Raw genomic sequence first — 26,278 nt, forward strand, 5'->3', positions numbered from 1 at the left:
ATGGGATCGGCGCAGGCGCGCAAGCGCCCGCTCCGATCGACAGGAGTCGATATGGCAACCATCAAAGTAGACGTCGTCAGCGCGGAAGAGCAGATCTTCTCGGGCGAGGCGAAATTCGTCGCGCTGCCGGGCGAAACGGGTGAGCTGGGCATTCTGCCGGGCCACACGCCGCTGATCACGCGGATTCGTCCGGGTGCGGTGCGCATCGAAGTCGAGGGCGGCAACGACGAATTCGTGTTCGTCGCGGGCGGCATTCTCGAAGTGCAGCCGGGCGCCGTGACGGTGCTCGCCGATACCGCGATCCGCGGCAAGGACCTCGACGCGGCGAAAGCCGAGGAAGCACGCAAGCGTGCCGAGGAAACGCTGCAGAACGCGAAGTCGGATCTCGACCTCGCGAAGGCGCAATCCGAGCTCGCGACCGCGATGGCGCAGCTCGAGGCGATCCAGCGTCTGGCGAAGATCCGCAGCCGGCACTGAGCCGCGCCGCGTATCCCGCGAAAGAAAGCAGCCTTCGGGCTGCTTTTTTTTCGTCCGTCGTTTTCGTCTGTTTTTTTGCGTGCCGGATCATACCGTCCGGTCGTGCTATTTCATCCGTCCGCCGCGATTTGCTGTCAGAGTATCGTCAGCCGCGCGCGTCATCATCGGTGTGGAGGCTGTTCGTCGCGAGTGCGCGGCGGAGGCGGGCGCCGAAGGCGCGTGCAGGCCGACCAGACAAAAAGGACGGAGACATTCATGGCAGCAGACCTTGGCGTGGGCGCGCTGATCGCGCCCGAAAACGGCTTGTCGTACGTGCGCGGCACGACCGACGTGCCGCTCTCCGAAGCGACGATCGGCCGGTTCCTGCTCGACACGGCCGGGCGCTTTCCCGATCGTCCGGCCGTCGTGTTCCGCGAGCAGCAGGTGCGCTGGACCTGGCGCGAGTTCGCGAACGAGGTCGACGTGCTGGCCGCGGGCCTGGCCTCGCTCGGCATCGTGAAGGGCGATCGCGTCGGCATCTGGTCGCCGAACCGCAGCGAATGGCTGCTCACGCAGTTCGCCACCGCGCGGATCGGCGCGGTGCTCGTCAACATCAATCCGGCCTACCGGCTGTCGGAGCTCGAATACGCGCTGAACAAGGTCGGCTGCAAGGCCGTGATCGCCGCCGAGCGCTTCAAGACGTCCGCGTACGTCGAGATGCTGCAGACCATCGCGCCGGAGCTCGCGACCGCGACGCCGGGCGACCTGCATGCGGCGCGCGTGCCGAGCCTGCGCACGGTCGTGTCGATGGGCGACGTCGCGCCCGCCGGCATGTTCCGCTTCGCGGACCTGATGGCGCGCGGCCGCCAGGCCGTCGATCCCGCATTGCTCGATGCGATCGACGCGACGCTCGCGGCCAACGAGCCGATCAACATCCAGTTCACCAGCGGCACGACCGGCAGCCCGAAGGGCGCGACGCTCACGCACCGCAACGTCGTCAACAACGGGCGCTCGATCGCGACGGCGATGCGTTTTACCGAGCAGGACACGCTGTGCATCCCGGTGCCGCTATATCACTGCTTCGGGATGGTGCTGGCCGTGCTCGCGTGCGTGTCGAAGGGCGCGGCGATGGTGTTCCCCGGCGAAGCGTTCGACCCGGTCGCGACGCTCGCGGCGGTGGCCGACGAGCGCTGCACCGCACTGCACGGCGTGCCGACGATGTTCATCGCCGAACTCGATCATCCCGAGTTCGCGAAGTTCGACCTGTCGACGCTGCGCACCGGGATCATGGCCGGCTCGCCGTGCCCGATCGAGACGATGAAGCGCGTCGTGTCGCAGATGCATCTGTCGGAGATCACGATCGCGTACGGGATGACGGAAACGAGCCCCGTGTCGTTCCAGAGCTCGACCGACGATCCGCTGGAAAAGCGCACGACGACGGTGGGCCGCATCCAGCCGCATCTCGAAGTGAAGATCGTCGATCCGGCCGGCAATATCGTTCCGGTCGGCACGACGGGCGAGCTGTGCACGAAGGGCTATTCGGTGATGCTCGGCTACTGGGACGACGACGCGAAGACGCGCGAGGTGCTGGTGGACGGCTGGATGCACACGGGCGACCTCGCGACGCTCGATGCGGACGGCTACTGCAACATCGTCGGCCGGCTAAAGGACATGGTGATTCGCGGCGGCGAGAACGTCTACCCGCGCGAGATCGAGGAATTCCTGTTTCGGCATCCGAAGATCCAGAGCGCGCAGGTATTCGGTGTGCCCGATGCGAAGTACGGCGAGGAGCTGTGCGCGTGGATCGTGCTGCGCGCGGACGAGCAGATGACCGAGGACGACGTGCGTGCGTTCTGCAACGGGCAGATCGCGCACTACAAGATCCCGCGCTACATCCGCTTCGTCGACGAGCTGCCGATGACGGTGACGGGCAAGGTGCAGAAGTTCGTGATGCGCGACCGGATGATCGAGGAGCTGAAGCTCGACGTGCAGAAGACCGCATAGCGCGGCATGAAGGCGGGAACAACGCGGCGGCCTGCGGGCCGTTGCACTTTCGATGGACGAAAAAAAGCGGGCTTATTAGCCCGCTAAAAACCACACGCTACGGGGTTAGCGCGAGGAGACCAAAGATGAAACCGAGTCCGGCGGGGGGCCGGAAACGACTCCAACAGGGATGCCCCTCGGAAGGGCTTCGGTACGTGACCGACTGGCTCGCAGCGCTTCGCGTCCGCTCACACTTGGCACACGAGACCGCATCCGTGTTGAAACCGTTGAGGCCATTGTGGGCGAATTAATGACCCCTCGCGGTAACAAAGTGTTTCAGGTTGTAACGCCCGCCAGATAAGGCTTTCCGGGATTTTTTGCTGTTTTTGAAGGGTCGAAAAAGGTCATTTTTACCCATATTTTCCGCAGCGTTTTCAGCGCATGCGCAAGATGCGTTTTTCATGCGTACCAGGCTCGACGAATTGCCGATTTGCACGCGAGAAAATGCGCCTTTCGGCCGATACCGCGCATGACGATTCATTCGTCAGAAAGATTTTGAAACGTGATTGGCATGCGCGGAAGTCGGCCGTTCGGCCAATTCGGTGGCTTCGGGGCGATTTTCCGGGCGTCGGCGCGCTGCACCGAAGTGTAACGGCGGCGATTGGGCCACCGCCGCACAAGCGACTTTTGCGGGCGGCGGACGCGGGGTCGATGTCCGCTATCGGCCGCCACGCACGAGCCTGCTTACTTCAGCCATTTATCCGAAATCGCCTGGTATTCGCCGGTCGACAGCGCGAGATGCAGCCACTGATCGACGTACTGCTGGAACGCGACGTCGCCGCGCGGCACCATGTACGCTTTTTCGCCGAACTGGAACGGCTTGTCCGGATGCACCGAGCACAGGCCCGGATTCAGCTTTTGCTGCAGCAGCGTCTCGGACGCATCTGTCACCATCACGTCTGCCTTGCCGGCGAGGATCTGCTTGAAGATCGTTACGTTGTCCGGATAGACGGTGAGGTTTGCGTGCGTGAAATACTGCTTCGCGAAACGCTCGTTGGTGCCGCCCGGGTTCACGATCACGCGCGTTTCCGGCCGGTCGATCTGCGCGACGGTCTGGTATTTGTCGGCGTCCGCGCAGCGCACGATCGGCGTCTTGCCGTCGACCACATAAGGCTGCGTGAAGAACACGCGCTTCTGGCGCTCGAGCGTCGTCGACACGCCGCCCACCGCGATGTCGCATTTCGCGACGAAATCGCCGGTCAGGTTCGGCCAGCTGGTCTTCACGTAGTCGGTCTTCACGCCGAGCGACTTCGCGAGCGATTCGGCCATGTCGATGTCGATGCCCTCGAAGCGGCCGTCCGCGCGGTAGTACGAATACGGCTTGTAGTCGCCGGTCGTGCACACGCGCAGCGTGCCGCGCGAGAGCACGTCGTCGAGCCGCGAGCCGGCGCCCGGTGCGGCGGCAGCGGCGCCCGCGCCGGTCTGCGCGTGCGCGGCGGCGCAGCAAAGCAACGTGGCGGCGGCGAGCGTGGCGAGTGTCTTCATTGGTCTCCTCCTTCGTTTCGTTCGATATGAGCGTCCGATCATAACGGAGCCATCGCGCGCGTCATATGGCCGCCATCGCGTCGGCATGCGCAGCCTGAGGGCGGCTGTCCGGTAAAATGCCGCTTTGCTCTCGCATCGTCGCTCCTACCGTGGCCCATACCCTGCTCAACGACACCTTCCTGCGTGCGCTTCTGCGCGAGCCGACCGACTACACGCCGATCTGGCTGATGCGCCAGGCCGGCCGCTACCTGCCCGAATACAACGCGACGCGCGCGCGCGCCGGCAGCTTCCTCGGTCTCGCAAAGAATCCCGACTACGCGACCGAAGTGACGCTGCAGCCGCTCGAGCGCTTTCCGCTCGACGCCGCGATCCTGTTCTCGGACATCCTGACGATTCCGGACGCGATGGGGCTCGGCCTCGACTTCCAGGTCGGCGAAGGGCCGAAGTTCGCGCATCCGGTGCGTACCGAGGCCGACGTCGCGAAGCTCGCGGTGCCGGACATCGAAGAGACGCTCGGCTACGTGACGGGGGCCGTGCGCGAGATCCGTCGCGCGCTCACCGACGCTCAGGGCCGCCAGCGCGTGCCGCTGATCGGTTTTTCGGGCAGCCCGTGGACGCTCGCGTGCTACATGGTCGAAGGCGGCGGGTCGGACGATTTCCGCACGGTGAAGTCGATGGCGTATTCGCGCCCCGACCTGATGCACCGGATCCTCGACGTGAACGCGCAGGCGGTCGCCGCGTACCTGAACGCGCAGATCGAAGCGGGCGCGCAGGCCGTGATGATCTTCGATACGTGGGGTGGCGCGCTGGCGGACGGCGCGTACCAGCGCTTCTCGCTGGACTACATCCGCCGCGTGGTCTCGCAGCTCAAGCGCGAGCACGACGGCGAGCGCGTGCCGGTGATCACGTTCACGAAGGGCGGTGGCCTGTGGCTCGAGGAGATCGCGGCGACCGGCGTCGACGCGGTCGGGCTCGACTGGACGGTCAACCTCGGCAAGGCGCGCGAGCGCGTCGCGGGCAAGGTCGCGCTGCAGGGCAACCTCGACCCGACGATCCTGTTTGCGCCGCCGGCCGCGGTGCGCGAGCAGGCGCGCGCGGTGCTCGACAGCTATGGCAACCATCCGGGCCACGTATTCAACCTCGGGCACGGCATTTCGCAGTTCACGTCGCCCGATCACGTCGCCGAACTCGTCGACGAAGTGCATCGCCACAGCCGCGCGATCCGTAGCGGAGCCGCCGGCTGAACGCAAGCGCTGTCATGCTGCACTGCGGGATGACAGCGTTTCGCTACCGGCACTAAACAGGGCGCAACCGTCCACCGGTTGCCGATTCAGTGCTTGTCAAGACTTGACTTATACACATTTTCCACGTTGCAGCGCGGTAGAGCCCTGTATCGGTCAATTTGTCTCGCTATGGTTCGGTAATTTGAATAGCAGCCTTATGGCATAAGGCTCCGCGGGGCACCGCAACACGCGGCGAAAATCAGCGCAAAGCACGGCCCCGCGCGCGTTGCGGCCAGTGAGCGCCGAGTTCTCAACAAAGTTATCCACAGGCTGGGCAGGGTATACGGCGATTCCTAATGCGAATCCAAAACTTAGCGCCGAATCTGAAGTTTTACTTTAAGTTCGCTGCCCCGATGCGGGCGCGGATGTCGGCCGCCCATGCCCATGCGGCGCATGCCGCCGCCGGAGCGCGGGGATGAGCGGTACCTATTTGCGCGTCGCGCTCGACCATCCGCTCGCCACCCTGTTCGACTACCGCTGCGACGCGCAACCGGCGCCGGGGCCCGGCACGCTCGTGCAGGTGCCGTTCGGCAAGCGGCAGGCCGTCGGGCTCGTCTGCGAAGTGACGACTCACACCGACGTGCCGCCGTCGCGGCTGCGCGCGATCGACGCGATCTGCACCGACCTGCCGCCGTTGTCGCCGGACTGGCTCGCGCTCGTATCGTTCGCCGCGGATTACTACCAGCGCGGGCGTGGCGAGGTCGCGCTGCCGGCGCTGCCGCAGGCGCTGCGCGATGCCGGGCGCTGGGGGCGGCTGCTCGCGCCCGAGGTGCGTTACCGGCCGACGGAAGCCGGCCGCGCGGCGCTGCCCGATGCGTTACCCGCGCGCGGGGCCGCGCTGCGTCGGCTCGCGCAGGCGCTGGTCGACACCGGCTCGCTGGCGCTGCCCGAGGCGCGTGCGCTCCACCCGAAGGCGGCGGCCACGCTCGACGATTGGGCGGCGCGCGGCTGGGTCGATGTCGAGGAGATCGGCTGGGCCGATGCGCCTGTGCCCAAAGCTGTGGATAACCTGTTGGCAGCCGGTGGACGAACTGTGCCGCCGGCGCTCACGGACCAGCAGGCCGAGGCGCTCGACGCGATTCGCGCCGCGCAGGGCTTCGCGCCGTTCCTGCTGCACGGCGTGACCGGCAGCGGCAAGACCGAGGTCTATCTGCATGCGCTCGCGTCACTGCTCGACGCGCGGCCGGATGCGCAGGCGCTTGTGCTCGTCCCTGAAATCAACCTGACGCCGCAGTTCGAGGCCGCGTTTCGCGCGCGCTTCGCGGGTGCGCTCGCCGACGACGCGATCGTCACGCTGCACAGCGGGCTCGCCGAGGGCGAGCGTGCGCGCAACTGGCTCGCCGCGCATACGGGCCGCGCGCAGATCGTGCTCGGCACGCGCCTCGCGGTGCTCGCGTCGATGCCGACGCTCGCGCTGATCGTCGTCGACGAGGAGCACGAGCCCGCGTACAAGCAGCAGGAAGGGCTGCGTTATTCGGCGCGCGACCTCGCCGTGTGGCGCGCGAAGCAGCTCGGCATCACGGTCGTGCTCGGCTCGGCGACGCCGTCGCTCGAAAGCTGGTGGCAGGCCGAGCAGGGCCGCTACACGCGGCTCACGCTGTCGCGCCGCGCGGTGGCCGACGCGACGCTGCCGACCGTGCGGCTGATCGACCTCGAAGAGGAGCGGCGGCGCGGGCGCGCGTCGATGGGCGGGCTGTCGGGGCCGCTCGTCGCGGCGCTGAAGGCGCGGCTCGAGCGCGGCGAACAGAGCCTCGTGTTCCTGAACCGGCGCGGCTACGCGCCGCAGCTCGCGTGCGACGCTTGCGGCTGGGTCGCCGGCTGCCCGCGCTGCAGCGCGTACGTCGTGCTGCACAAGCCCGAGCACGCGCTGCGCTGCCATCACTGCGGCTGGGAATCGCGCATTCCGCGGTCGTGTCCCGAGTGCGGGAACGTCGACATCGCGCCGCTCGGGCGCGGCACGCAACGCATCGAGGAGGCGCTCGCCGAAGCCGTGCCGGGCGCGCGCGTGCTGCGGATCGACGCGGACAGCACGCGCCGCAAGGGCAGCGCGCAGGCGCTCTTTTCCGATGTGCATGCGGGCGAGGTGGACATCCTCGTCGGCACACAGATGATCGCGAAGGGGCACGATTTCCAGCGCGTGTCGCTCGTCGGCGTGCTCAATGCGGATACCGCGCTGTTCTCGCACGACTTCCGCGCGAGCGAACGGCTGTTCGCGCAGCTGATGCAGGTGAGCGGCCGTGCGGGGCGCGCCGGGCTGCCGGGCGAAGTGCTCGTGCAGACGCGTTACCCGCGTCATGCGCTGTACCACGCGCTCGGGCGGCAGGATTACGTCGGCTTCGCGAATTCGACACTCGGCGAGCGCCGCGACGCGCACCTGCCGCCGTTCGTCTACCAGGCGCTGCTGCGCGCCGAAGGGCGCACGCTGGACGCGGCGCTCGCGTTCCTCCTTCAAGCCGCGGCCGCGTTGCCGGGGCTGCCGGGGGCCGACCGCGTGACCGTCTACGACGCGGTGCCGATGACGATCGTCAAGGTCGCGAACGTGCATCGCGCGCAGTTGCTGCTCGAAAGCGCATCGCGGGCGGCGCTGCAGCATGCGCTGCGCGCATGGCAGCCCGAGCTGCGCGCGCTGAAGGGCGTGCTGCGGTGGAGCGTCGAGGTCGATCCGCTGGATATCTGAGCGGCGCGACATGCAGCCGCCGCGCTGCGTGCCGCTGCGTTGCCCCCCCGCCACCGGGTCGGGTACCCCCGAACCGTCTCTTGCCGCCCGGCCGCGCCCGGGCGCCTCGCCTCCCGCCGCACCCAGTGCAACCCGTTTTCGTCCGCCGCGCCCCCCGCGGAAGGTTGCGCACGCATGTCAAACCGGCCCGATCAGGGAAAACACCGATCCTCCGACCACGGGCAACTCCTAGGTTGCAACCGCATAAGTGGCTGATTATATTGAGTAACCTATGGGTGCAACCTGCCTCGTAATTTGGTTGCACCTTTTTATTGCGTGCCGTAGGATTTCGCGCATCCTCTCACACCACATTGCCGGGCTCGCACCGGCGCACGAACCCACCATGGCAAGCACGACTCTCGGCGTCAAAGTCGACGACCTTCTCCGCTCGCGCCTCAAGGACGCCGCCGCGCGTCTCGAGCGCACTCCCCACTGGCTGATCAAGCAGGCGATCTTCGCGTATCTCGAGCGGATCGAGCACGGCCAGTTGCCGCCCGAGCTGTCGGGCCACAGCGGCGTCACGGAGCTCGCCGACGGTCACGCGGACGGCGACGACGACAACTCGCCGCATCCGTTCCTCGAGTTCGCGCAGAACGTGCAACCGCAATCGGTGCTGCGCGCGGCGATCACGGCGGCGTACCGCCGCCCCGAGCCGGAATGCGTGCCGTTCCTGCTCGGCCAGGCGCGCCTGCCCGCGAACCTGCAGGCGGACGTGCAGGCGCTCGCGACGAAGCTCGTCGAGGCGCTGCGCGAGAAGAGCTCGGGCGGTGGCGTCGAAGGGCTGATTCACGAGTTCTCGCTGTCGAGCCAGGAAGGCGTCGCGCTGATGTGCCTCGCCGAAGCGCTGCTGCGCATTCCCGATCGCGCGACGCGCGATGCGCTGATCCGCGACAAGATCAGCAAGGGCGACTGGCGCTCGCACGTCGGCCACGCGCCGTCGCTGTTCGTGAATGCGGCGACCTGGGGGCTGATGATCACCGGCAAGCTCGTGACGACCAACAGCGAAGCCGGGCTGTCGTCGGCGCTAACGCGCCTGATCGGCCGCGGCGGCGAGCCGCTGATCCGCAAGGGCGTCGACATGGCGATGCGCCTGATGGGCGAGCAGTTCGTCACCGGCGAGACGATTTCCGAAGCGCTCGCGAACAGCCGCAAGTACGAAGCGCGCGGCTTCCGTTACTCGTACGACATGCTCGGCGAAGCGGCGACGACCGAAGAGGACGCGCAGCGCTACTACGCGTCGTACGAACAGGCGATCCACGCGATCGGCAAGGCGGCCGGCGGCCGCGGCATCTACGAAGGCCCGGGCATCTCGATCAAGCTGTCGGCGCTGCATGCGCGCTACTCGCGCTCGCAGCAGGACCGCACGATGAGCGAGCTGCTGCCGCGCGTGCGCTCGCTCGCGCTGCTCGCACGCCGCTACGACATCGGCCTGAACATCGATGCTGAAGAAGCCGACCGCCTCGAACTGTCGCTCGACCTGCTCGAGGCGCTGTGCTTCGATCCGGACCTCGCGGGCTGGAACGGCATCGGCTTCGTGGTGCAGGGCTACCAGAAGCGCTGCCCGTTCGTGATCGACTACCTGATCGATCTCGCGCGCCGCAGCCGTCACCGCCTGATGATCCGCCTCGTGAAGGGCGCGTACTGGGATACCGAGATCAAGCGTGCGCAGGTCGACGGCCTCGAAGGCTATCCGGTCTACACGCGCAAGATCTACACGGACGTGTCGTACCTCGCGTGCGCGAAGAAGCTGCTCGCGGCGCCGGACGCCGTGTACCCGCAGTTCGCGACGCACAACGCCTACACGCTGGCCGCGATCTACCAGCTCGCGGGCCAGAATTATTACCCGGGCCAGTACGAATTCCAGTGCCTGCACGGGATGGGCGAGCCGCTGTACGAGGAAGTCACCGGCCGCGACAAGCTGAACCGTCCGTGCCGCGTGTACGCACCGGTCGGCACGCACGAGACGCTGCTCGCGTACCTGGTGCGCCGCCTGCTCGAGAACGGCGCGAACACGTCGTTCGTGAACCGCATCGCGGATAAAACCGTGTCGGTGAAGGAGCTGGTCGCCGATCCGGTCGACGAGGCATCGAAGGTCGTGCCGCTCGGCGCGCCGCACACGAAGATCCCGTTGCCGCGCAACCTGTACGGCGACGAGCGACCCAACTCGATGGGCCTCGACCTGTCGAACGAACACCGCCTCGCGTCGCTGTCGTCCGCGCTGCTCGCGAGTGCACATTTCCCGTGGCGCGCGGCGCCGATGCTCGCCGACGACGCGCTCGCCGACGCACCGGCCCGCGACGTGCGCAACCCGGCCGACCAGCGCGACCTGGTCGGCACGGTCAGCGAAGCGACGGCCGAACACGTGAGCGCGGCGCTCGCGCACGCGGTGGCCGCCGCGCCGATCTGGCAGGCGACGCCGGTCGATGCGCGTGCCGATTGCCTGGTGCGCGCGGCCGACCTGCTCGAAGCGCAGATGCACACGCTGATGGGCCTGATCGTGCGCGAAGCCGGCAAATCGCTGCCGAACGCGATCGCCGAGATCCGCGAAGCGGTCGACTTCCTGCGCTACTACGCCGCACAGATCCGCGACGAATTCTCGAACGACACGCACCGCCCGCTGGGCCCCGTGGTCTGTATCAGCCCGTGGAACTTCCCGCTCGCGATCTTCATGGGGCAGGTCGCCGCGGCACTCGCCGCCGGCAACACGGTGCTCGCGAAGCCGGCTGAACAGACGCCGCTGATCGCTGCCCAGGCCGTGCGCCTGCTGCGCGAGGCCGGCGTGCCGGCCGGTGCGGTGCAACTGCTGCCGGGCACGGGCGAGACCGTCGGCGCGGCGCTGGTGGCCGACGCGCGTACGCGTGCGGTGATGTTCACCGGCTCGACCGAAGTGGCGCGCCTGATCAACAAGACGCTGTCCGCGCGCCTCGACCCGGACGGCAAGCCGATCCCGCTGATCGCCGAAACGGGCGGCCAGAACGCGATGATCGTCGACTCGTCGGCGCTCGCGGAGCAGGTCGTCGCGGACGTGATGCAGTCGTCGTTCGACTCGGCCGGTCAACGGTGTTCGGCGCTGCGCGTTCTGTGTCTGCAGGACGACGTTGCGGACCGCACGCTGACGATGCTCAAGGGCGCGATGCACGAACTGGCGCTCGGCAACCCGGACCGGCTGTCGACGGACGTCGGCCCGGTGATCGACGCAGAAGCGAAGCAGACGATCGACACGCACGTCGCGGCGATGAAGGACAAGGGTCACGGCGTCACGCAGCTGCCGATGCCCGACGCCTGCGCGCACGGCACGTTCGTGCCGCCGACGCTGATCGAGATCGGCAGCATCGACGAGCTGAAGCGCGAAGTGTTCGGCCCCGTGCTGCACGTGGTGCGTTACCGCCGCAGCCAGCTCGACAAGCTGCTGGAACAGATCCGCGCGACCGGCTACGGCCTGACGCTCGGCATCCACACGCGGATCGACGAGACGATCGCGCACGTGATCTCGAATGCGCACGTCGGCAACATCTACGTGAACCGCAACGTGATCGGCGCGGTGGTCGGCGTGCAGCCGTTCGGCGGCGAAGGGCTGTCGGGCACCGGCCCGAAGGCCGGCGGCGCGCTGTACCTGCAGCGCCTGCTCGCGACGCGTCCGTCGGGCCTGCCGCGTTCGCTCGCGCAGACGCTGATCGCGGACGGCGCGGTGGAAGGCGACGCACGCGGCAACCCGGCGGCGGCGCTCACGACGCTGCGCGACTGGCTGATCGAGCAGCGCGAGCCGGCGCTGGCCGCGCGTTGCGACGGCTATCTGGCCCAGGTGCCGGCCGGTGCGACCGCGGTGCTGACCGGTCCGACGGGCGAGCGAAACACGTATACACTCGGCCCGCGCGGCACGGTGTTGTGTGTCGCGGCGACGCCGGGCGGTGCGCGCGCGCAGTTCGCGGCGGTGCTGGCGACCGGTAACCGCGCGCTGTTCGCGGGTGCGGCAGGCGAGGCGCTGGTGGCCGCGCTGCCGGCATCGCTGAAGGCGCATGCGACCGTGCGCAAGCAGGCCGACGCGCCGTTCGACGCGGTGCTGTTCGAAGGCGACAGCGACGAACTGCAGACGCTCGTGAAGGACGTCGCGCAGCGGCCGGGCCCGATCGTGTCGGTGCAGGGCGTGTCGGTGGGCGCGTTCGAGAACGGCGATGCGGAAGATTACGCGCTGGAACGGCTGCTGACGGAGCGCTCGGTGAGCGTGAACACGGCCGCGGCGGGCGGCAATGCGAATTTGATGACGATCGGCTGATCATCCTTGCCGTTCGGATCAAACAAAGGAAGCGGCCAGGCGATCCCGAAGCCGCTCCATTTACCCTGGTACCAAGGAGATGCTATGCAACACACGATGAAAAAAGTGGCAGGCGCGACGTTCGTCGCTGTCATGTCGCTGGCGGGGACGGCCCATGCGGATGACGTGAAGATTGGTTACGCAGGGCCGATGACGGGCGCGCAGGCGCACTACGGCAAGGATATGCAGAACGGGATCGCGCTCGCGATCGAGGATTTCAACGCGACGAGCCCGAAGATCGGCGGCAAGCCGGTGAAGTTCGTGCTCGACACGCAGGACGACCAGGCTGACCCGCGCACCGGCACGACGGTCGCGCAGAAGCTCGTCGACGACGGCATCAAGGGCATGCTCGGCCACTTCAACTCGGGCACGACGATTCCGGCTTCGCGCATCTACGCGAACGCGGGCATTCCGCAGATCGCGATGGCGACCGCACCGGAATACACGCAGCAGGGCTACAAGACGACCTTCCGCATGATGACGTCCGACACGCAGCAGGGCTCGGTGGCCGGCACGTTCGCGTCGAAGGATCTCGGCATGAAGAAGATCGCGATCGTCGACGACCGCACGGCCTACGGCCAGGGTCTCGCCGACCAGTTCGAGAAGGCCGCGAAGGCCGGCGGCGCATCGATCGTCGACCGTGAATTCACGAACGACAAGGCTGTCGACTTCAAGGCAATCCTGACCAAGCTGAAGGCAGCGAAGCCGGATCTCGTCTACTACGGCGGCGCGGATTCGCAGGCGGCACCGATGGTCAAGCAGATGAAGGCGCTCGGCATCACCGCCCCGCTGATGAGCGGCGAAATGGTGAAGACGCCGACGTTCCTGAAGATCGCGGGCAACGCGGCCGACGGCACGATCGCTTCGCTGGCAGGCCTCCCGCTGGAAGAAATGCCGGGCGGCAAGACGTACGCCGACAAGTACAAGAAGCGCTTCGGCGAAGACGTGCAGACGTACTCGCCGTACGCGTACGACGGCGCGATGGCGCTGTTCAACGCGATGAAGAAGGCCGATTCGACCGATCCGGCGAAATATCTGCCGGTGCTCGCGAAGACCGACATGGCCGGCGTGACGTCGACGCACGTCGCGTATGACGCGAAGGGCGACCTGAAGAACGGCGGCATCACGATGTACAAGGTCGAGAAGGGCGAGTGGAAGCCGCTGAAGAGCATCGGCGGGAAGTAAGCAGCCGGTCTTGATGTTCTGACGCGCGGGGCGGCGGCGCAATGCGCCGTCCCGCGCGTCATGCGAAAGAGCCACCGGGCCTGTCTGGTCTGGTGGCTTTTTCTTTGGTGAGCCACGGCCGGTAGGGCATAGGGATCTTGCAGGCCACGGTGCAGCGGGGGCGCCGCATGCGTACGTCGATACCGCATCGCCGTGGCCGGCGGCAGTATGACGTTACTTGCCGTCGCAGCACTTGTTAGGGCAGTCGGGCAGGAAGGAAATTTCCACACGCCGTCCATTGTCCACGTCGCCATGCGAATAAACGCGGGCGCTCTTCTTGATGGTCCCGCGTAAAAAACCTAATTCCTCCAACAGCGCATACGCGGTTTGCAATCTCGATTGCGCAAGGGCCGGTGCCTCCGGTTCGCTTTCCTCGGCATGGCCGCTGATCAGCGTCGTTTCTTTGGTTAGGTGATTTGCATAATTGATTTTTTGGTCGGCTACCCATTTTGCAATGCGGACGATCTCGGAATTCGATATGTGCGAGCTATCTCTCGAAAAGTAGATGTCGAAATTCTCGCTGGCGATGCATGCAAATGCCGGGCTGGAAGTGATCAGGCATAGGCCGATAATAAATTTAAGCATGTAAATTACGTGTCCTGCAATGCTGTCGGCATTGTTGATTGCTAGTCGCCGTTGCTCAACCACGGTCCTGTCTCGGTAAACGGAATGTCCTGCCCAGAGACGCTATTCCAGATAAGAACCGTTGATCAATCGGACAAGTATGATTCGCTATCCGAAATTTCTTATGCAAGGAGAATATGAGTGCGTGGGTTGTAAGTGCGCTGACTTAATCCCGGGTACTTAGTCTCCGCGACGCACGCGCAGCAGGAACTTCTGCAGCTTGCCCGTCGGCGTGCGCGGCAGCGCCTGCGCAAACGTGAATTCGCGCGGGATCTTGTACGCGGCCAGCCGCTCGCCGCAGAACGCGCGCAATGCATCCGCGTCGGGCACGGTGCCCGCGCGCAGCACCACGTGCGCAACCACCGTCTCGCCCCAGTCGGGATGCGGGACGCCGACGACGGCCGCCTCGGCGATGTCCGGGTGCGCGCCGAGCACGTCCTCCACTTCCTTCGAATAGACGTTCTCGCCGCCCGTCACGATCATGTCCTTCAGCCGGTCGACGATGAACAGGTAGCCATCCTGATCGATCCGTGCGATGTCGCCGGTGCGATACCAGCCGTCCGGCGCGAACGCGGCGCGCGTCGAGGCCGCATCGTCGAGATAGCCGAGCATCATGCTGTCGGTCTTCAGCCAGATCTCGCCGGTCTCGCCCGGCTGCGCGTCGATGCCGTCCATCCGCACGACGCGCAGGTCAACGCCCGGGCCGCCGGTGCGGCCGATCGAACCGGCCTTCGCGATCTGCTCGTCCGGATACAGCGTCGTGCCGGCCGGCCCTGCTTCCGTCATGCCGTACACCTGGAAGAACGCATCGCTGCGATACGCGCGTGCGAGACGTTCGGCTTGCGCGGGGCCGATCGGGCCGCCGCCGGACAGCCAGGCGCGCACGCTCGACAGGTCGAACGCCGCGAAGCCGTCGACCGTGTCGAGCGGCAGCAGGTACGACACCGGCGCGCCGAAATACAGCGTCACGCGCTCGCGCTCGACGGTCTGCAGGAACCGCAGCGGATGGTATTCGCGCAGCAGCACGACGGTGCCGCCCGCGACCAGCGTGCCGCCGAACCAGTTGTTGAGCGGCGACGAATGCCAGATCGGCATCGCCATCAGCGTGCGCTCATGGCGGCCGATGCCGGTTGCGAGCGCCGCCTGCATCGCCGCGAGCGTCACGGTGCGGTGGCTGTGCACGCAGCCTTTCGGGTAGCCGGTCGTGCCGGACGTATAGAGGATCTGCGCGATGTCGCCGTCGGCCGGCTCGATGCCCGCGAGGCCGTCCATCGTCGCGCACAGCGTGTCGAAGCACGGCACGCCGTCGAGTTCGCCTTCGGTCACGAGCTGCCGCGCGGGATGCACGAGGCGTTCGACCACCGGCGCGAGCGCCACGTCGAACAGCAGCGCCTTGCTGCGGCTGTGTTCGAGCAGGTAGTCGACTTCCGGCGCCTGCAGCTTGTGGTTGACCGGCACGAACGTCGCGCCGAGCCGCCACGCGCCGAACATCAGGTCGACGAACGCCGGCGTGTTGAAGCACATCGCGGCGACACGGTCGCCGGCCGCGACGCCGAGCGCGCTCAGCACGGCTGCCGCGCGGTGCGAGCGCTCGCGCGCGGCGGCATAGGTGATCGTCGCGGATTCGCTGACGAGGAACGGCTGGTCGGGCGTCGCACGGGCGGCGCGGTCGAGGGCGGCGACGAGGTTCATCGGGACTCCGGGCGGGCGATCGAAGGCGAACTGGGTCGTACTAAGTTGTCCGAAAAGGCATCAGGCCGGGTACGCGCGCTGCAGCAGCGCGGCGACGTCGATCGCGTGCGGGTCGAAGCCGCCCGCGATGCGGCCCCAGTCGGGTGCGGCGAGCCGCGTCGCGACGAATGCGTCGGCAACGGCCGCCGGCGCATCGCGGCGCAGCAGGCACGCCTGCGCGACCACCGCGAGCCGCTGCGCGAACACGCGACCCGATGCTTCGAGCGTGTCGGCCGGCGCCGCGAGCGTCGCGCGCAGCGCGTCGAGCGCCGCGCGGATGCGCGGTTCGCCCGCGCCGAGGTCGGCGAGTTCGGCGAACAGCGCGGCGGCCGCGTCGGGCTCGCGCGATATCGCGCGCAGCACGTCGAGGCACATCACGTTGCCCGAGCCTTCCCAGATCGAGTTGACGGGCGCCTCGCGGAACAACCGCGCGATCGGGCCGTCGTCGACGTAGCCGTTGCCGCCGAATACTTCCATCACCTCGCCGGTCAGCTCGACCGCGCGCTTGCACACCCAGAATTTCGCGGCGGGCGTGACGATCCGCTTCCACGCGCGTTCGCGCGGCGAGTCGTCGCGCTCGAACGCGTCGGCGAGACGCATCGACAGCGACAGCGCGGCTTCGCTTTCGAGCGCGAGATCGGCGAGCACGGTACGCATCAGCGGCTGCTCGGCGAGCGCGCGGCCGAACGCATGGCGCTGGCGCGTGTACGCGATCGCCTGCACGACGCCCTGGCGCAGCATCGCCGCGCTGCCGAGCACGCAGTTCAGGCGCGTGGTGGTGGCCATCTCGATGATGGTCGGGATGCCGCGACCTTCGTCGCCGAGCATGATGCCCCACGCGTCGTTCAGCTCGATCTCGCTGCTCGAGTTGCTGCGGTTGCCCACTTTGTCCTTCAGCCGCTGGATCTCGACCGCGTTCTTCGTGCCGTCCGGCCGCCAGCGCGGCACGTAGAAGCAAGACGGGCTGCCGGCTTCGGTGCGTGCGACGACGAGGTGGGCATCGCACATCGGCGCGGAGAAAAACCACTTGTGGCCGCGCAGCCGGTATTCGCCGCCGCGTCCGCCCGCGCCGACCGCGGTCGCGAGCGTCGTGTTCGCGCGCACGTCGGAGCCGCCCTGTTTCTCGGTCATGCCCATGCCGAACCAGATCGAGCGCTTGTCGGCGACCGGCACGTCGCGCGGATCGTAGTCGTTGCTGTAGAGCTTGTCGCGCAGCAGGTCCCACAGCGCGGGCTCCTTCTGCAGCACGGGAATCGCGGCCTGCGTCATCGTCGCCGGGCACAGCGTGCCGGCCTCGATCTGGCCATGCAGGTAGAAGCCGGCCGCGGTCGCGGCCCAGCGGCCGCGGCGCGTGTCGCGGAAGGCGAGCGACACGAAGCCTTCGTGGCGGTACTGGCCGAGCAGCGTGTGCCAGGCCGGGTGGAAGTCGACGCGGTCGATGCGCCGGCCGCGCCGGTCGAAGGTGTGCAGTTCCGGTGTGTGGTGGTTCGCTTCGTCGGCGAGCCGAGCGGTGTCGGCGCTGCCGAGCCGCGCGCCGTAGGCGTCGAGCTGCGGCACGGCCCAGTCGGCGCCCGCGCGGGTGAGCGCGTCGCGCAGCGCGATGTCCGTCGCGAAGAGGTTATAGTCGACCAGTTCGTCGAACTGGTTCGTGACGGCGTGAGTCGATTCGGTCATCGAGGTGGTCTCCGGTCTCATGCTTCGCGGGCGGCCGGCGTCATGCCGCACGGATGACGCCTCGGCGCCGGCTCCGGCCCCCGGTAAAACGCATGCCCTGCTGATTTCCAGAGTAGCAAATATGCCGCCGCGACATGTTCAGGTTCCGGCGCCGCCCGGCCAGCCGGCGGCGCAACCCGCGCCCGCCTTGCGTCGCCGGCCGCGCCAGTCGCGCGCGCAGGCGAGTTCCGACGCGCTGCAGCAGGCGTTCGTTCAGCTTTTGCTCGAACGCGGCTACGCGAAGGCGACGATTCGCGAGATCGCGGCGGTCGCGGGCGTCAGCATCGGCACCTTCTACGAATACTTCGGCGACAAGCAGAGCCTCGCGGCGCTCTGCATCCACCGGCACGTACAGGCGTTGGCCGACCGGCTGCGCGACGCCATCGCGCGGCTGCGCGGCGCGCCACGGGCCGAACTCGCCGCCGCGCTCGTCGACCTGCAGGTCGAGGCGATCGGCGCCGACGCGGCGCTGTGGGGCGCGCTCTTCGCGCTGGAGCGGCAGGTGTCGCCGCTCACCGCCTACCGCCGGCATTACGACGCGTACGTCGCGCTGTGGCGCGACGCGCTCGCGCACGCGGCCGACCCGCCGCCGGCCGCACGGCTCGACGGGCTCGCGCGGATGGCGCACACGATCTGCTACGGCGGGCTTTCGCAGGCGCTGCTGACGCTCGGGCCCGCGTTCGACATCGCCGCGCTGCGCGACGAACTGCGGGCCGTGCTGCTCGCCTACCTGACGGCAGCCGGCCGGTAGCATTCCCTAGGGGAAATGCCTGATTCGCATGTCGCCCCGACAGGCTAGCCTTGCCGCTGCGCGCCCCTCTGCGCGAGTCATGAGAAAAATGCATGGCCGCCATGACGAACTTTCGATTGTCCACCGATATTGGCTCGGGCTAAATCGTGCGACAGATGCAGGCCGTGCGCGTCGCGCGCGGCCGCCCGAAGGACATCAGAAGGAGGAGTCATGCGAAGCGCGACCGCGCCCCGTTCGAAACTGCCCGACGTCGGGACGACGATCTTCACGGTGATCGGCCAACTGGCTGCCCGGCACGATGCGTTGAACCTGTCGCAGGGGGCGCCGAATTTCGCGCCCGATCCGGCGCTCGTCGAAGGCGTTGCGCGCGCGATGCGCGACGGGCACAACCAGTACGCGCCGATGGCCGGCGTCATGGCGCTGCGCGAGCGGCTCGCTGAAAAGACCGAAGCGCTGTACGGCGCGCACTACGACCCGGCCACGGAAATCACGGTGATTGCCAGCGCGAGCGAAGGGCTCTACGCGGCGATCAGCGCGCTCGTGCATCCGGGCGACGAGGTGATCTACTTCGAGCCGTCGTTCGACAGCTATGCGCCGATCGTGCGGCTGCAGGGCGCGACGCCGGTGGCAATCAAGCTGTCGCCGGAGCATTTCCGCGTGAACTGGGACGAAGTCGCCGCGGCGATCAACCCGCGCACGCGGATGATCATCGTGAACACGCCGCACAACCCGACCGCGACCGTGTTTTCCGCCGACGATCTCGAACGGCTCGCGCAGCTCACGCGCGATACCGGCATCGTGATCCTGTCCGACGAAGTGTATGAGCACGTCGTGTTCGACGGCGCGCAGCACCAGAGCATGGCGCGCCATCGCGAGCTGGCCGAGCGCAGCGTGATCGTGTCGTCGTTCGGCAAGTCGTTCCACGTGACGGGCTGGCGGGTCGGCCATTGCCTCGCGCCGGCCGAGCTGATGGACGAGATCCGCAAGGTGCACCAGTTCATGGTGTTCGCGGCCGACACGCCGATGCAGGTCGCATTCGCGGAGATCCTCGCGCGGCCGGACAGCTATCTCGGCCTGTCGGCGTTCTACCAGGCCAAGCGCGACCTGCTCGCGCGCGAGCTGGCCGATTCGCGTTTCGAGCTGCTGCCGAGCGAAGGCTCGTTCTTCATGCTCGCGCGCTTCCGGCACTTCTCGGACGAAAGCGACAGCGATTTCGTGCTGCGCCTGATCCGCGACGCGCGCGTCGCGACGATTCCGCTGTCGGCGTTCTATACCGACGGCACCGACGCCGGCGTGATCCGGCTCAGTTTTTCGAAGGACGACGCGACGCTGGTCGAAGGCGCGCGGCGGCTGCGTTCGCTGTAAGGCCCGTACGGAAAACCGGCGACGGGAGCGTCGCACCGACCAGACACAGGAGATCACGATGAAGCACACGGCCACCCTGAAACTCGCGTTCGCACTCGCGTGCGCAATCGGCTCCGGCGCAGCGCTCGCCGAGGCGCAGACGTTGCGCTTCGGCCTCGAGGCGCAATACCCGCCGTTCGAATCGAAAGCGCCGAACGGCGACCTGCAGGGCTTCGACATTGACGTCGGCAATGCGGTCTGCCAGACGGCGAAGCTGTCGTGCAAATGGGTCGAGACGTCGTTCGACGGCCTGATCCCCGCGCTGCAGGGCCGCAAGTTCGACGCGATCAACTCGGCGATGAACGCGACCGAGCAGCGGCGCCAGGCGATCGACTTCACGACGATCATCTATCGCGTGCCGACCCAGCTGATCGCACGCACCGGCAGCGGCCTGCTGCCGACGCCGGAATCGCTGAAAGGCAAGCGTGTCGGCGTGCTGCAGGCGTCGATCCAGGAAACCTTCGCGAAGGCGCACTGGGAGCCGGCCGGCGTCGCGGTCGTCGCGTACCAGGACCAGAACCAGGCATACGCGGATCTCGTGTCCGGCCGTCTCGACGCGACGCTCGTGCTCGCACCGTCCGGCCAGCGCGGCTTCCTGTCGCGTCCGGACGGCAAGGGCTTCTCGTTCGTCGGCCAGCCCGTGCGCGACGACAAGATTCTCGGCAATGGCATCGCATTCGGGCTGCGTAAAGGCGACAGCGCGCTGAAGGCGAAACTCGATGCGGCGATCGACAAGCTGAAGGCGGACGGCACGGTGAAGTCGCTCGGCCTGAAGTATTTCGGCGATATCGACATCTCGGCGAAGTAAGCGGAGCCGCGCGCGATGCAGAACCGGCACACGGCCGCCGCGGGTGGCGAACAGGGCGGCGCATCGCTGTCGGGTGATGCGGTCGAAGCCCTGCTCGTCGCCGAACTGGGCGATGCGCTCGTGACCCGCTCGGCCGACATCGATCCGCGTTACTTCACCGCGTACAACGAGCCGGCCGGCGCGCGGCCGCGTGCACTGGTGCGCCCGCGCAGCATCGACGACGTGTCGCGCACGCTCGCGTTGTGCACGCGTCTGGGCCAGCCAGTCGTGCCGCAGGGCGGCCTGACGGGGCTCGCGCGCGGCGCGGTCGCGCTGGGCGGCGAGGCGGTGCTGTCGATGGAGCGCTTCGCGGGCATCGAGGCGCTCGACGCGGCGGCCGGCACGATGACCGTGCGCGCCGGGACGCCGCTGCAGACGGTGCAGGAAGCCGCGGAAGCGGCGGGTTTCACGTTCGGCGTCGATCTCGGCGCACGCGGCTCATGCCAGATCGGCGGCATGCTCGCGACCAACGCGGGCGGCACGCGCGCGATCCGCTACGGGATGATGCGCGAGCAGGTGCTCGGGCTCGAGGCGGTGCTCGCGGACGGCACGGTCGTGTCGTCGATGAACCGGATGCTGAAGAACAATGCGGGCTACGACCTCAAGCAGCTGTTCATCGGCAGCGAGGGGACGCTCGGCGTCGTCACGCGCGCGGTGCTGCGGCTGCATCCGCTGCTGGCCGCGCCGGCCACGGCGCTCTGCCGCGTGCGCGACTACGACGCGGTGGTCGCGCTGTGGAACCGCGTGCGCACGCTGCCGGAGGTCGTCAGCTTCGAGGCGATGTGGCCGGCGTTCTACGACTACGTCGCGCGTCATACGCCGGGTGTTTCGGCGCCGTTTGTCGGCGACGCTGGCTTCGCGGTGCTGATCGAATGCGCGACGAGCGCGCCGGGCGGCGACGCGCATCATGCGCTGGAAACCGGTCTCGCGGCGGGGTTCGACGCAGGGCTCGTGGAAGATGCGGTGCTCGCGACGTCGGAGCGGCAGGCGCGCGACCTGTGGACGCTGCGTGAAGGACTCGCGATCGACGCGCTGCCGCATCTCGTCAACTTCGACGTGAGCCTGCCGACGGGCGAACTCGGCGCGTTCGCCGAGCGCTGCGAGGCGGCGCTGCGGGCGCGCTGGCCGGACGCCACGTGCCTGTTCTTCGGCCACGTCGGCGACGGCAACGTGCATATCGGCGTGTCGCTGGCCGGGATGACCGACACGGACCTCGATGCGCTCGATCACTGCGTGTACGCGGTGGTGCGGGACATGGGCGGCTCGGTGTCGGCCGAGCACGGGATCGGCGTGCTCAAGCGCGCTTATCTCGCGCATACGCGCAGCGACGCGGAAATCGGATTGATGCGAAGACTGAAGGCCGCGCTGGATCCGTGCGGCATCCTGAATCCCGGCAAAGTGCTTTAACGAGACCGATCGCCGTTGTTCGTGCGAATCGGCCTGCGCGATCCGTCAACCATCCACCCAGCGCAGCGCACCGATCTTCAGGTGTTCGACGACGCTGCGCGCCCAGTCGAGTTCGGCATTGAGCAGCACGAGCGCATGCTCGTTCTGCAGCAGGAACAGGCGCGGTACCTGATCGGCCTGCGCGGTGGCGCGCAGCGTTTCGAGGCGCTCGCGCTCGGCGTCGAGCCGCGTGATTCGAAGCTCCAGCTGGTGGCGTGCATCTTCGGCGTCGAGCAGCGGCAGGAACGCGAGACCGGCGCCGAACGCCGGGAATTCACGCGCGGGCTCCGCGAGCAGCGTGTGCAGCCACGCCTGCCCGGCCGTGTGCCCGGCCTCGGTCAGCGCATACAGCGTGCGCTCCGGAAACGCGCCGTCGCGCTCGGTGTCGTGCACGGCGATCAGCCCGTCGCGCAGCAGCCGGTCGATCGTCTGGTAGAGGCTCGTGCGCTGGCGCACGTTGACGACTTCGTCGTACCCGCGAGCCTTCAGTTGCTGCAGCATCCCGTACGGATGCATCGGCGTTTCGGTGAGCGTCGCGAGGACGGCCAGCGCAAGCGGAGACGGGCGACTGGTGGACATGAATAGTTATTCAATATCTAGTAAGAATATAACTATTCTCATCCAGACTATCATATTTCACAAGGGTTTCAGCCGAGGTGCGAGCGCTTCGCGGCCGGCGCAACGGTTTCCATCGTCGCGAGACCGTGCACGATGCCGCAATCCTCGACCGAATGTTCGCCGACGCACTGGCGGCGCAATTCGGTGAGCTGGTCGCGCAGGTGCGTGAGTTCCGCGAGGCGCGCATCGACGTGCCCGATGTGCTCGTCGAGCAGCGAATTGATCGAATCGCAGGGGTCGGCCGGCGTGTCGGTGAGCTGGAGCAGCGCGCGGATTTCGTCGTGCGCCATGTCGAGCGCGCGGCAGTTGCGGATGAAGCGCAGCCGCTCGACGTGCACGTCGGTGTAGTTGCGGTAGTTCGAGTCGGTGCGCTCCGCATCCGGCATCAGACCCTCTTTCTCATAGAAACGGATCGTCTCGGGTGTGCAGCGGGCCGCTTTGGCCAGTTCGCCGATCTTCATACCTTTCTCCCGTGCAAGGGTTGACCTTGTAGTGGCTTCAGGGTGTTAACTCTACACCGTTAGCCATTGAGGAGGTTGTCATGACCGACGCCCAGCGTACCCACGACCCACGACACCGTCATGCCGGCGGCGCCGCCCCGTGCTGCGCCGACGCGCACGATACGGATACGGCGACCGTTGCCGATGCGGCGCCGTCGGCCGGCGAGCACGCGCACGGCGAGGTCGCTGCAGCGCGCGGCGCGCAGTCGCGTGCCAACAGCCACGATCATGAACATGATCACGGGCACGCGGGTCGTGAAGAGGGTCACGTCCATGGCGCCGGTTGCAGCCACGGCAGCGGCAGGGAACACGACCACGACCAGGGTCATGAGCATGCACACGAGCACGGCGACGGGCATGTCCATGGCGCCGCCCGTGCACACGGCAGCGCCGCGCACGACCATGCCGGTCACGACCACGACCACGACCACGACCACGACCACGACCACGACCACGACCACGCGGCAGGCGATTGCTGCGCGCCTGCCGCGCTGACGCTCGCGCCGCTGCCGGTTGCGCAGGCGACCGCGTCGGGTCACGTGCGCTCCGCATTCCGGATCATGCAGATGGACTGCCCGACCGAGGAAACGCTGATCCGCAAGAAGCTCGGCGCGATGAGCGAAGTGTCGGCGCTCGAATTCAACCTGATGCAGCGGATGCTGACGGTCGAGCACGTGCCGGACGCCCAGCCGGCGATCGAAGGCGCGATCCGCTCGCTCGGGATGACGCCCGAGGCGGCAGCGCCCGGCGCGCCGGCCGCGCGCGTCGCTGACGCGCCCGCGAAGCCGTGGTGGCCGCTGGCACTGGCCGGTGTCGCCGCGATCGCGTCCGAAGGCGCGACCTGGGCGGGCCTGCCCGTGTGGCTGTCGGCGGCGCTTGCGCTCGCGGCGGTGCTCGCGTGCGGGCTCACCACGTACAAGAAGGGCTGGATCGCGATCCGCAACGGCAACCTGAACATCAACGCGTTGATGAGCATCGCGGTGACGGGGGCGATGGCGATCGGCCAGTGGCCGGAAGCTGCGATGGTGATGGTGCTGTTCACGATTGCCGAGCTGATCGAAGCGAAGTCGCTGGACCGGGCGCGCAATGCGATCCAGGGGCTGATGCAGCTCGCGCCGGACACCGCGACCGTGCAGGGCGCCGATGGGTCGTGGCGCACGATCGAGGCTGCGCAGGTGGCGCTCGGTGCGGTCGTGCGCGTGAAGCCGGGCGAGCGGATCGGGCTGGACGGCGAAGTCGTCGCGGGCCGCTCGACGGTGAACCAGGCGCCGATCACCGGCGAGAGCCTGCCCGTCGAAAAGACGACCGGCGACGCCGTGTACGCGGGCACGATCAACGAATCGGGCTCGTTCGACTATCGCGTGACGGCCGTCGCGGCCAACTCGACGCTCGCGCGGATCATCCACGCGGTCGAAGAAGCGCAAGGCGCGAAGGCGCCGACGCAGCGCTTCGTCGACCAGTTCGCACGCGTCTACACGCCGATCGTGTTCGCGGTCGCGCTGCTGGTCGCGGTGGCGCCGCCGCTCTTGATGGGCGGTGTGTGGCACGACTGGATCTACCGCGCGCTGGTGCTGCTCGTGATCGCGTGCCCGTGCGCACTGGTGATCTCGACGCCGGTGACGATCGTGTCGGGGCTCGCGGCAGCCGCACGACGCGGGATTCTCGTGAAGGGCGGCGTGTACCTGGAAGAAGGGCGCAAGCTCGCTTGGCTCGCGCTCGACAAGACCGGCACGATCACGCACGGCAAGCCGGTGCAGACCGACTTCGACCTGCACGCGACCGACGCCGATGACGCACGTGTGCGGCACCTCGGCGCGAGCCTCGCAGCGCGCTCCGATCACCCGGTGTCGCAGGCGATCGCAACGGCTGCCCGCGATGCCGGTACGACGGCATTCGCCGATGTACAGGACTTCGAAGCGATCGTCGGGCGCGGCGTGCGCGGCACGATCGACGGCACGCGCTACTGGCTCGGCAACCACCGGCTCGTCGAGGAGCTCGAGCGCTGCTCGACGGCCCTCGAAGCGAAGCTCGATGCGCTCGAGCGGCAGGGCAAGAGCGTCGTGGTGCTGGTCGACGCAGCGCGCGTGCTCGGGATCTTCGCGGTGGCCGACACGATCAAGGACACGAGCCGTGAAGCGATCGCCGATCTGCATGCGCTCGGCATCCGCACCGCGATGCTGACCGGCGACAACCCGCATACCGCGCAGGCGATCGCGCAGCAGGCCGGCATCGACGACGCACGTGGCAACCAGTTGCCGGAAGACAAGCTCGCGGCAGTCGAGGAGCTGTCGGCCGGCGGCGCGGGTGCGGTCGGGATGGTCGGCGACGGGATCAACGACGCACCGGCGCTCGCGCGCGCCGACATCGGTTTCGCGATGGGCGCGATGGGCACCGACACGGCGATCGAGACGGCCGACGTCGCGCTGATGGACGACGACCTGCGCAAGATTCCCGCGTTCGTGCGGCTGTCGCGTGCGACGCATCGCGTACTGGTGCAGAACATCGGCTTCGCGCTCGGCGTGAAGATCGTGTTCCTCGGCCTCACGGTCGCGGGGCTCGGCACGATGTGGATGGCGGTCTTCGCCGACGCGGGCGCAAGCCTGATCGTCGTGGCCAACGGTTTGCGGCTGCTGTCGTCCTCGGGGGCGTTCGGCGGCGCGCGGGCCAGGCGTTGAGGAGCAGGCGATGAGCTTTCTGAAACGAATCCTGGGCGGCCACGGCGGTGGCCATGGCGGCGGGCACGGCAACAGCGGCCACGGTGGCGGGCATCACGGCGGGCAGCGCCGGGACGGGCATGGCGGTCACGATGCGCGGGGCCGCAATCGCCATGGCTGGGGCTGGCAGGCGCCGGCCGATAGCCGAGGCGCGCAGGGTGGCGGCAACGTGCCGTTGAGCCAGCTCGCCTGTGCGGGCTGCGGCGCGCTCAATGCGTCGGACGCGCGTTTCTGCGCGCAGTGCGGTGCCGCGCAACGCGGCAAGTCCTGCAGCCGCTGCCACTCGGCGCTGGCGGCCGACGCGCGGTTCTGTCCCGGGTGCGGGACGCAGGCTGCGTAAGTCGGTGTGTCGGCCATCCGCGCCGGCGGCGTGCGGACGCCGGCCGGCGCGCTTCGTTTCAGGGCCGGCGC

Annotated in this window: 19 protein-coding genes; 12 read left to right on the top strand and 7 right to left on the bottom strand. The window is 67.9% G+C overall.

What is annotated here, in order from left to right:
• Positions 1-51 precede the first annotated feature (51 nt).
• Together CFB50_RS00550 and CFB50_RS00555 are read left to right on the top strand one after the other, a co-directional pair.
• A complete protein-coding gene (locus tag CFB50_RS00550) occupies positions 52-477 on the top strand; it encodes a F0F1 ATP synthase subunit epsilon (protein WP_006477288.1) in 426 nt (141 codons plus the stop codon).
• Positions 478-732: 255 nt separating this feature from the next.
• On the top strand, positions 733-2,460 hold the full coding sequence (locus CFB50_RS00555; protein ID WP_069246777.1) for an AMP-binding protein: 1,728 nt from the start codon (positions 733-735) through the stop codon (positions 2,458-2,460).
• 723 nt (positions 2,461-3,183) lie between these two features.
• Here the strand turns inward: CFB50_RS00555 and CFB50_RS00565 are convergent.
• Complete coding sequence (locus CFB50_RS00565) at positions 3,184-3,984, bottom strand: transporter substrate-binding domain-containing protein (protein ID WP_069246778.1); 801 nt, start codon at positions 3,982-3,984, stop codon at positions 3,184-3,186.
• 149 nt (positions 3,985-4,133) lie between these two features.
• Here CFB50_RS00565 and hemE point away from each other — a divergent pair, with 149 nt between their 5' ends.
• The 4 genes from hemE (at position 4,134) to CFB50_RS00590 (ending at position 13,480) form a co-directional block, all read left to right on the top strand.
• Positions 4,134-5,228, top strand: coding sequence for a uroporphyrinogen decarboxylase (gene hemE / locus CFB50_RS00570; protein ID WP_306427266.1), 1,095 nt, complete (start codon positions 4,134-4,136; stop codon positions 5,226-5,228).
• Between the two features lie 454 nt (positions 5,229-5,682).
• The gene (locus tag CFB50_RS00575; RefSeq protein WP_069246780.1) at positions 5,683-7,944 is read left to right on the top strand and encodes a primosomal protein N'; all 2,262 of its coding nucleotides are present in this window, start codon (positions 5,683-5,685) and stop codon (positions 7,942-7,944) included.
• Between the two features lie 382 nt (positions 7,945-8,326).
• The gene (gene putA, locus CFB50_RS00585) at positions 8,327-12,256 is read left to right on the top strand and encodes a trifunctional transcriptional regulator/proline dehydrogenase/L-glutamate gamma-semialdehyde dehydrogenase (protein ID WP_069246781.1); all 3,930 of its coding nucleotides are present in this window, start codon (positions 8,327-8,329) and stop codon (positions 12,254-12,256) included.
• 84 nt (positions 12,257-12,340) lie between these two features.
• Positions 12,341-13,480 (top strand): branched-chain amino acid ABC transporter substrate-binding protein, encoded by a 1,140-nt coding sequence (locus tag CFB50_RS00590; RefSeq protein WP_069246782.1) that lies wholly within the window; start codon positions 12,341-12,343, stop codon positions 13,478-13,480.
• 213 nt (positions 13,481-13,693) lie between these two features.
• Here CFB50_RS00590 and CFB50_RS00595 read toward each other — a convergent pair whose 3' ends face one another.
• The 3 genes from CFB50_RS00595 to CFB50_RS00605 form a co-directional block, all read right to left on the bottom strand.
• The gene (locus tag CFB50_RS00595; protein WP_231937734.1) at positions 13,694-14,167 is read right to left on the bottom strand and encodes a hypothetical protein; all 474 of its coding nucleotides are present in this window, start codon (positions 14,165-14,167) and stop codon (positions 13,694-13,696) included.
• 156 nt (positions 14,168-14,323) lie between these two features.
• Positions 14,324-15,835 carry a class I adenylate-forming enzyme family protein gene (locus tag CFB50_RS00600; RefSeq protein ID WP_069246784.1) on the bottom strand — a complete coding sequence of 504 codons (1,512 nt, stop codon included), beginning with the start codon at positions 15,833-15,835 and terminating at the stop codon, positions 14,324-14,326.
• Between the two features lie 60 nt (positions 15,836-15,895).
• Entirely contained in the window at positions 15,896-17,548 is a 1,653-nt protein-coding gene (locus CFB50_RS00605; RefSeq protein ID WP_089444739.1) for an acyl-CoA dehydrogenase family protein, read from the bottom strand.
• 121 nt (positions 17,549-17,669) lie between these two features.
• Between CFB50_RS00605 and CFB50_RS00610 the strand changes: the two genes are divergently transcribed.
• From CFB50_RS00610 to CFB50_RS00625, 4 genes are all read left to right on the top strand, one after another.
• The gene (locus CFB50_RS00610) at positions 17,670-18,338 is read left to right on the top strand and encodes a TetR/AcrR family transcriptional regulator (protein WP_069246786.1); all 669 of its coding nucleotides are present in this window, start codon (positions 17,670-17,672) and stop codon (positions 18,336-18,338) included.
• A gap of 210 nt (positions 18,339-18,548) precedes the next feature.
• On the top strand, positions 18,549-19,703 hold the full coding sequence (locus CFB50_RS00615; protein WP_069246787.1) for a pyridoxal phosphate-dependent aminotransferase: 1,155 nt from the start codon (positions 18,549-18,551) through the stop codon (positions 19,701-19,703).
• A gap of 58 nt (positions 19,704-19,761) precedes the next feature.
• Positions 19,762-20,550 (top strand): ABC transporter substrate-binding protein, encoded by a 789-nt coding sequence (locus tag CFB50_RS00620; protein WP_069246788.1) that lies wholly within the window; start codon positions 19,762-19,764, stop codon positions 20,548-20,550.
• Positions 20,551-20,565: 15 nt separating this feature from the next.
• Complete coding sequence (locus CFB50_RS00625; protein ID WP_069246789.1) at positions 20,566-21,996, top strand: FAD-binding oxidoreductase; 1,431 nt, start codon at positions 20,566-20,568, stop codon at positions 21,994-21,996.
• Positions 21,997-22,041: 45 nt separating this feature from the next.
• Here CFB50_RS00625 and CFB50_RS00630 read toward each other — a convergent pair whose 3' ends face one another.
• The 3 genes from CFB50_RS00630 to CFB50_RS39845 all read right to left on the bottom strand — a co-directional run bounded on the left by CFB50_RS00630 (position 22,042) and on the right by CFB50_RS39845 (position 23,692).
• A complete protein-coding gene (locus CFB50_RS00630; RefSeq protein ID WP_069246790.1) occupies positions 22,042-22,614 on the bottom strand; it encodes a PadR family transcriptional regulator in 573 nt (190 codons plus the stop codon).
• A 68-nt stretch (positions 22,615-22,682) separates the two neighbouring features.
• On the bottom strand, positions 22,683-23,114 hold the full coding sequence (cadR, locus tag CFB50_RS00635) for a Cd(II)/Pb(II)-responsive transcriptional regulator (protein ID WP_011350541.1): 432 nt from the start codon (positions 23,112-23,114) through the stop codon (positions 22,683-22,685).
• A gap of 59 nt (positions 23,115-23,173) precedes the next feature.
• On the bottom strand, positions 23,174-23,692 hold the full coding sequence (locus CFB50_RS39845; RefSeq protein ID WP_256978642.1) for a hypothetical protein: 519 nt from the start codon (positions 23,690-23,692) through the stop codon (positions 23,174-23,176).
• A gap of 27 nt (positions 23,693-23,719) precedes the next feature.
• Here CFB50_RS39845 and CFB50_RS00640 point away from each other — a divergent pair, with 27 nt between their 5' ends.
• Together CFB50_RS00640 and CFB50_RS00645 are read left to right on the top strand one after the other, a co-directional pair.
• Positions 23,720-25,828: a heavy metal translocating P-type ATPase gene (locus tag CFB50_RS00640; RefSeq protein ID WP_231937736.1), complete on the top strand. Its 2,109-nt coding sequence runs from the start codon at positions 23,720-23,722 to the stop codon at positions 25,826-25,828.
• Positions 25,829-25,838: 10 nt separating this feature from the next.
• Complete coding sequence (locus CFB50_RS00645) at positions 25,839-26,207, top strand: zinc ribbon domain-containing protein (protein ID WP_069246792.1); 369 nt, start codon at positions 25,839-25,841, stop codon at positions 26,205-26,207.
• Positions 26,208-26,278: the final 71 nt, after the last annotated feature.

The organism is Burkholderia sp. AU33423, from assembly GCF_002223135.1.
GTDB lineage: Bacteria > Pseudomonadota > Gammaproteobacteria > Burkholderiales > Burkholderiaceae > Burkholderia > Burkholderia lata_D.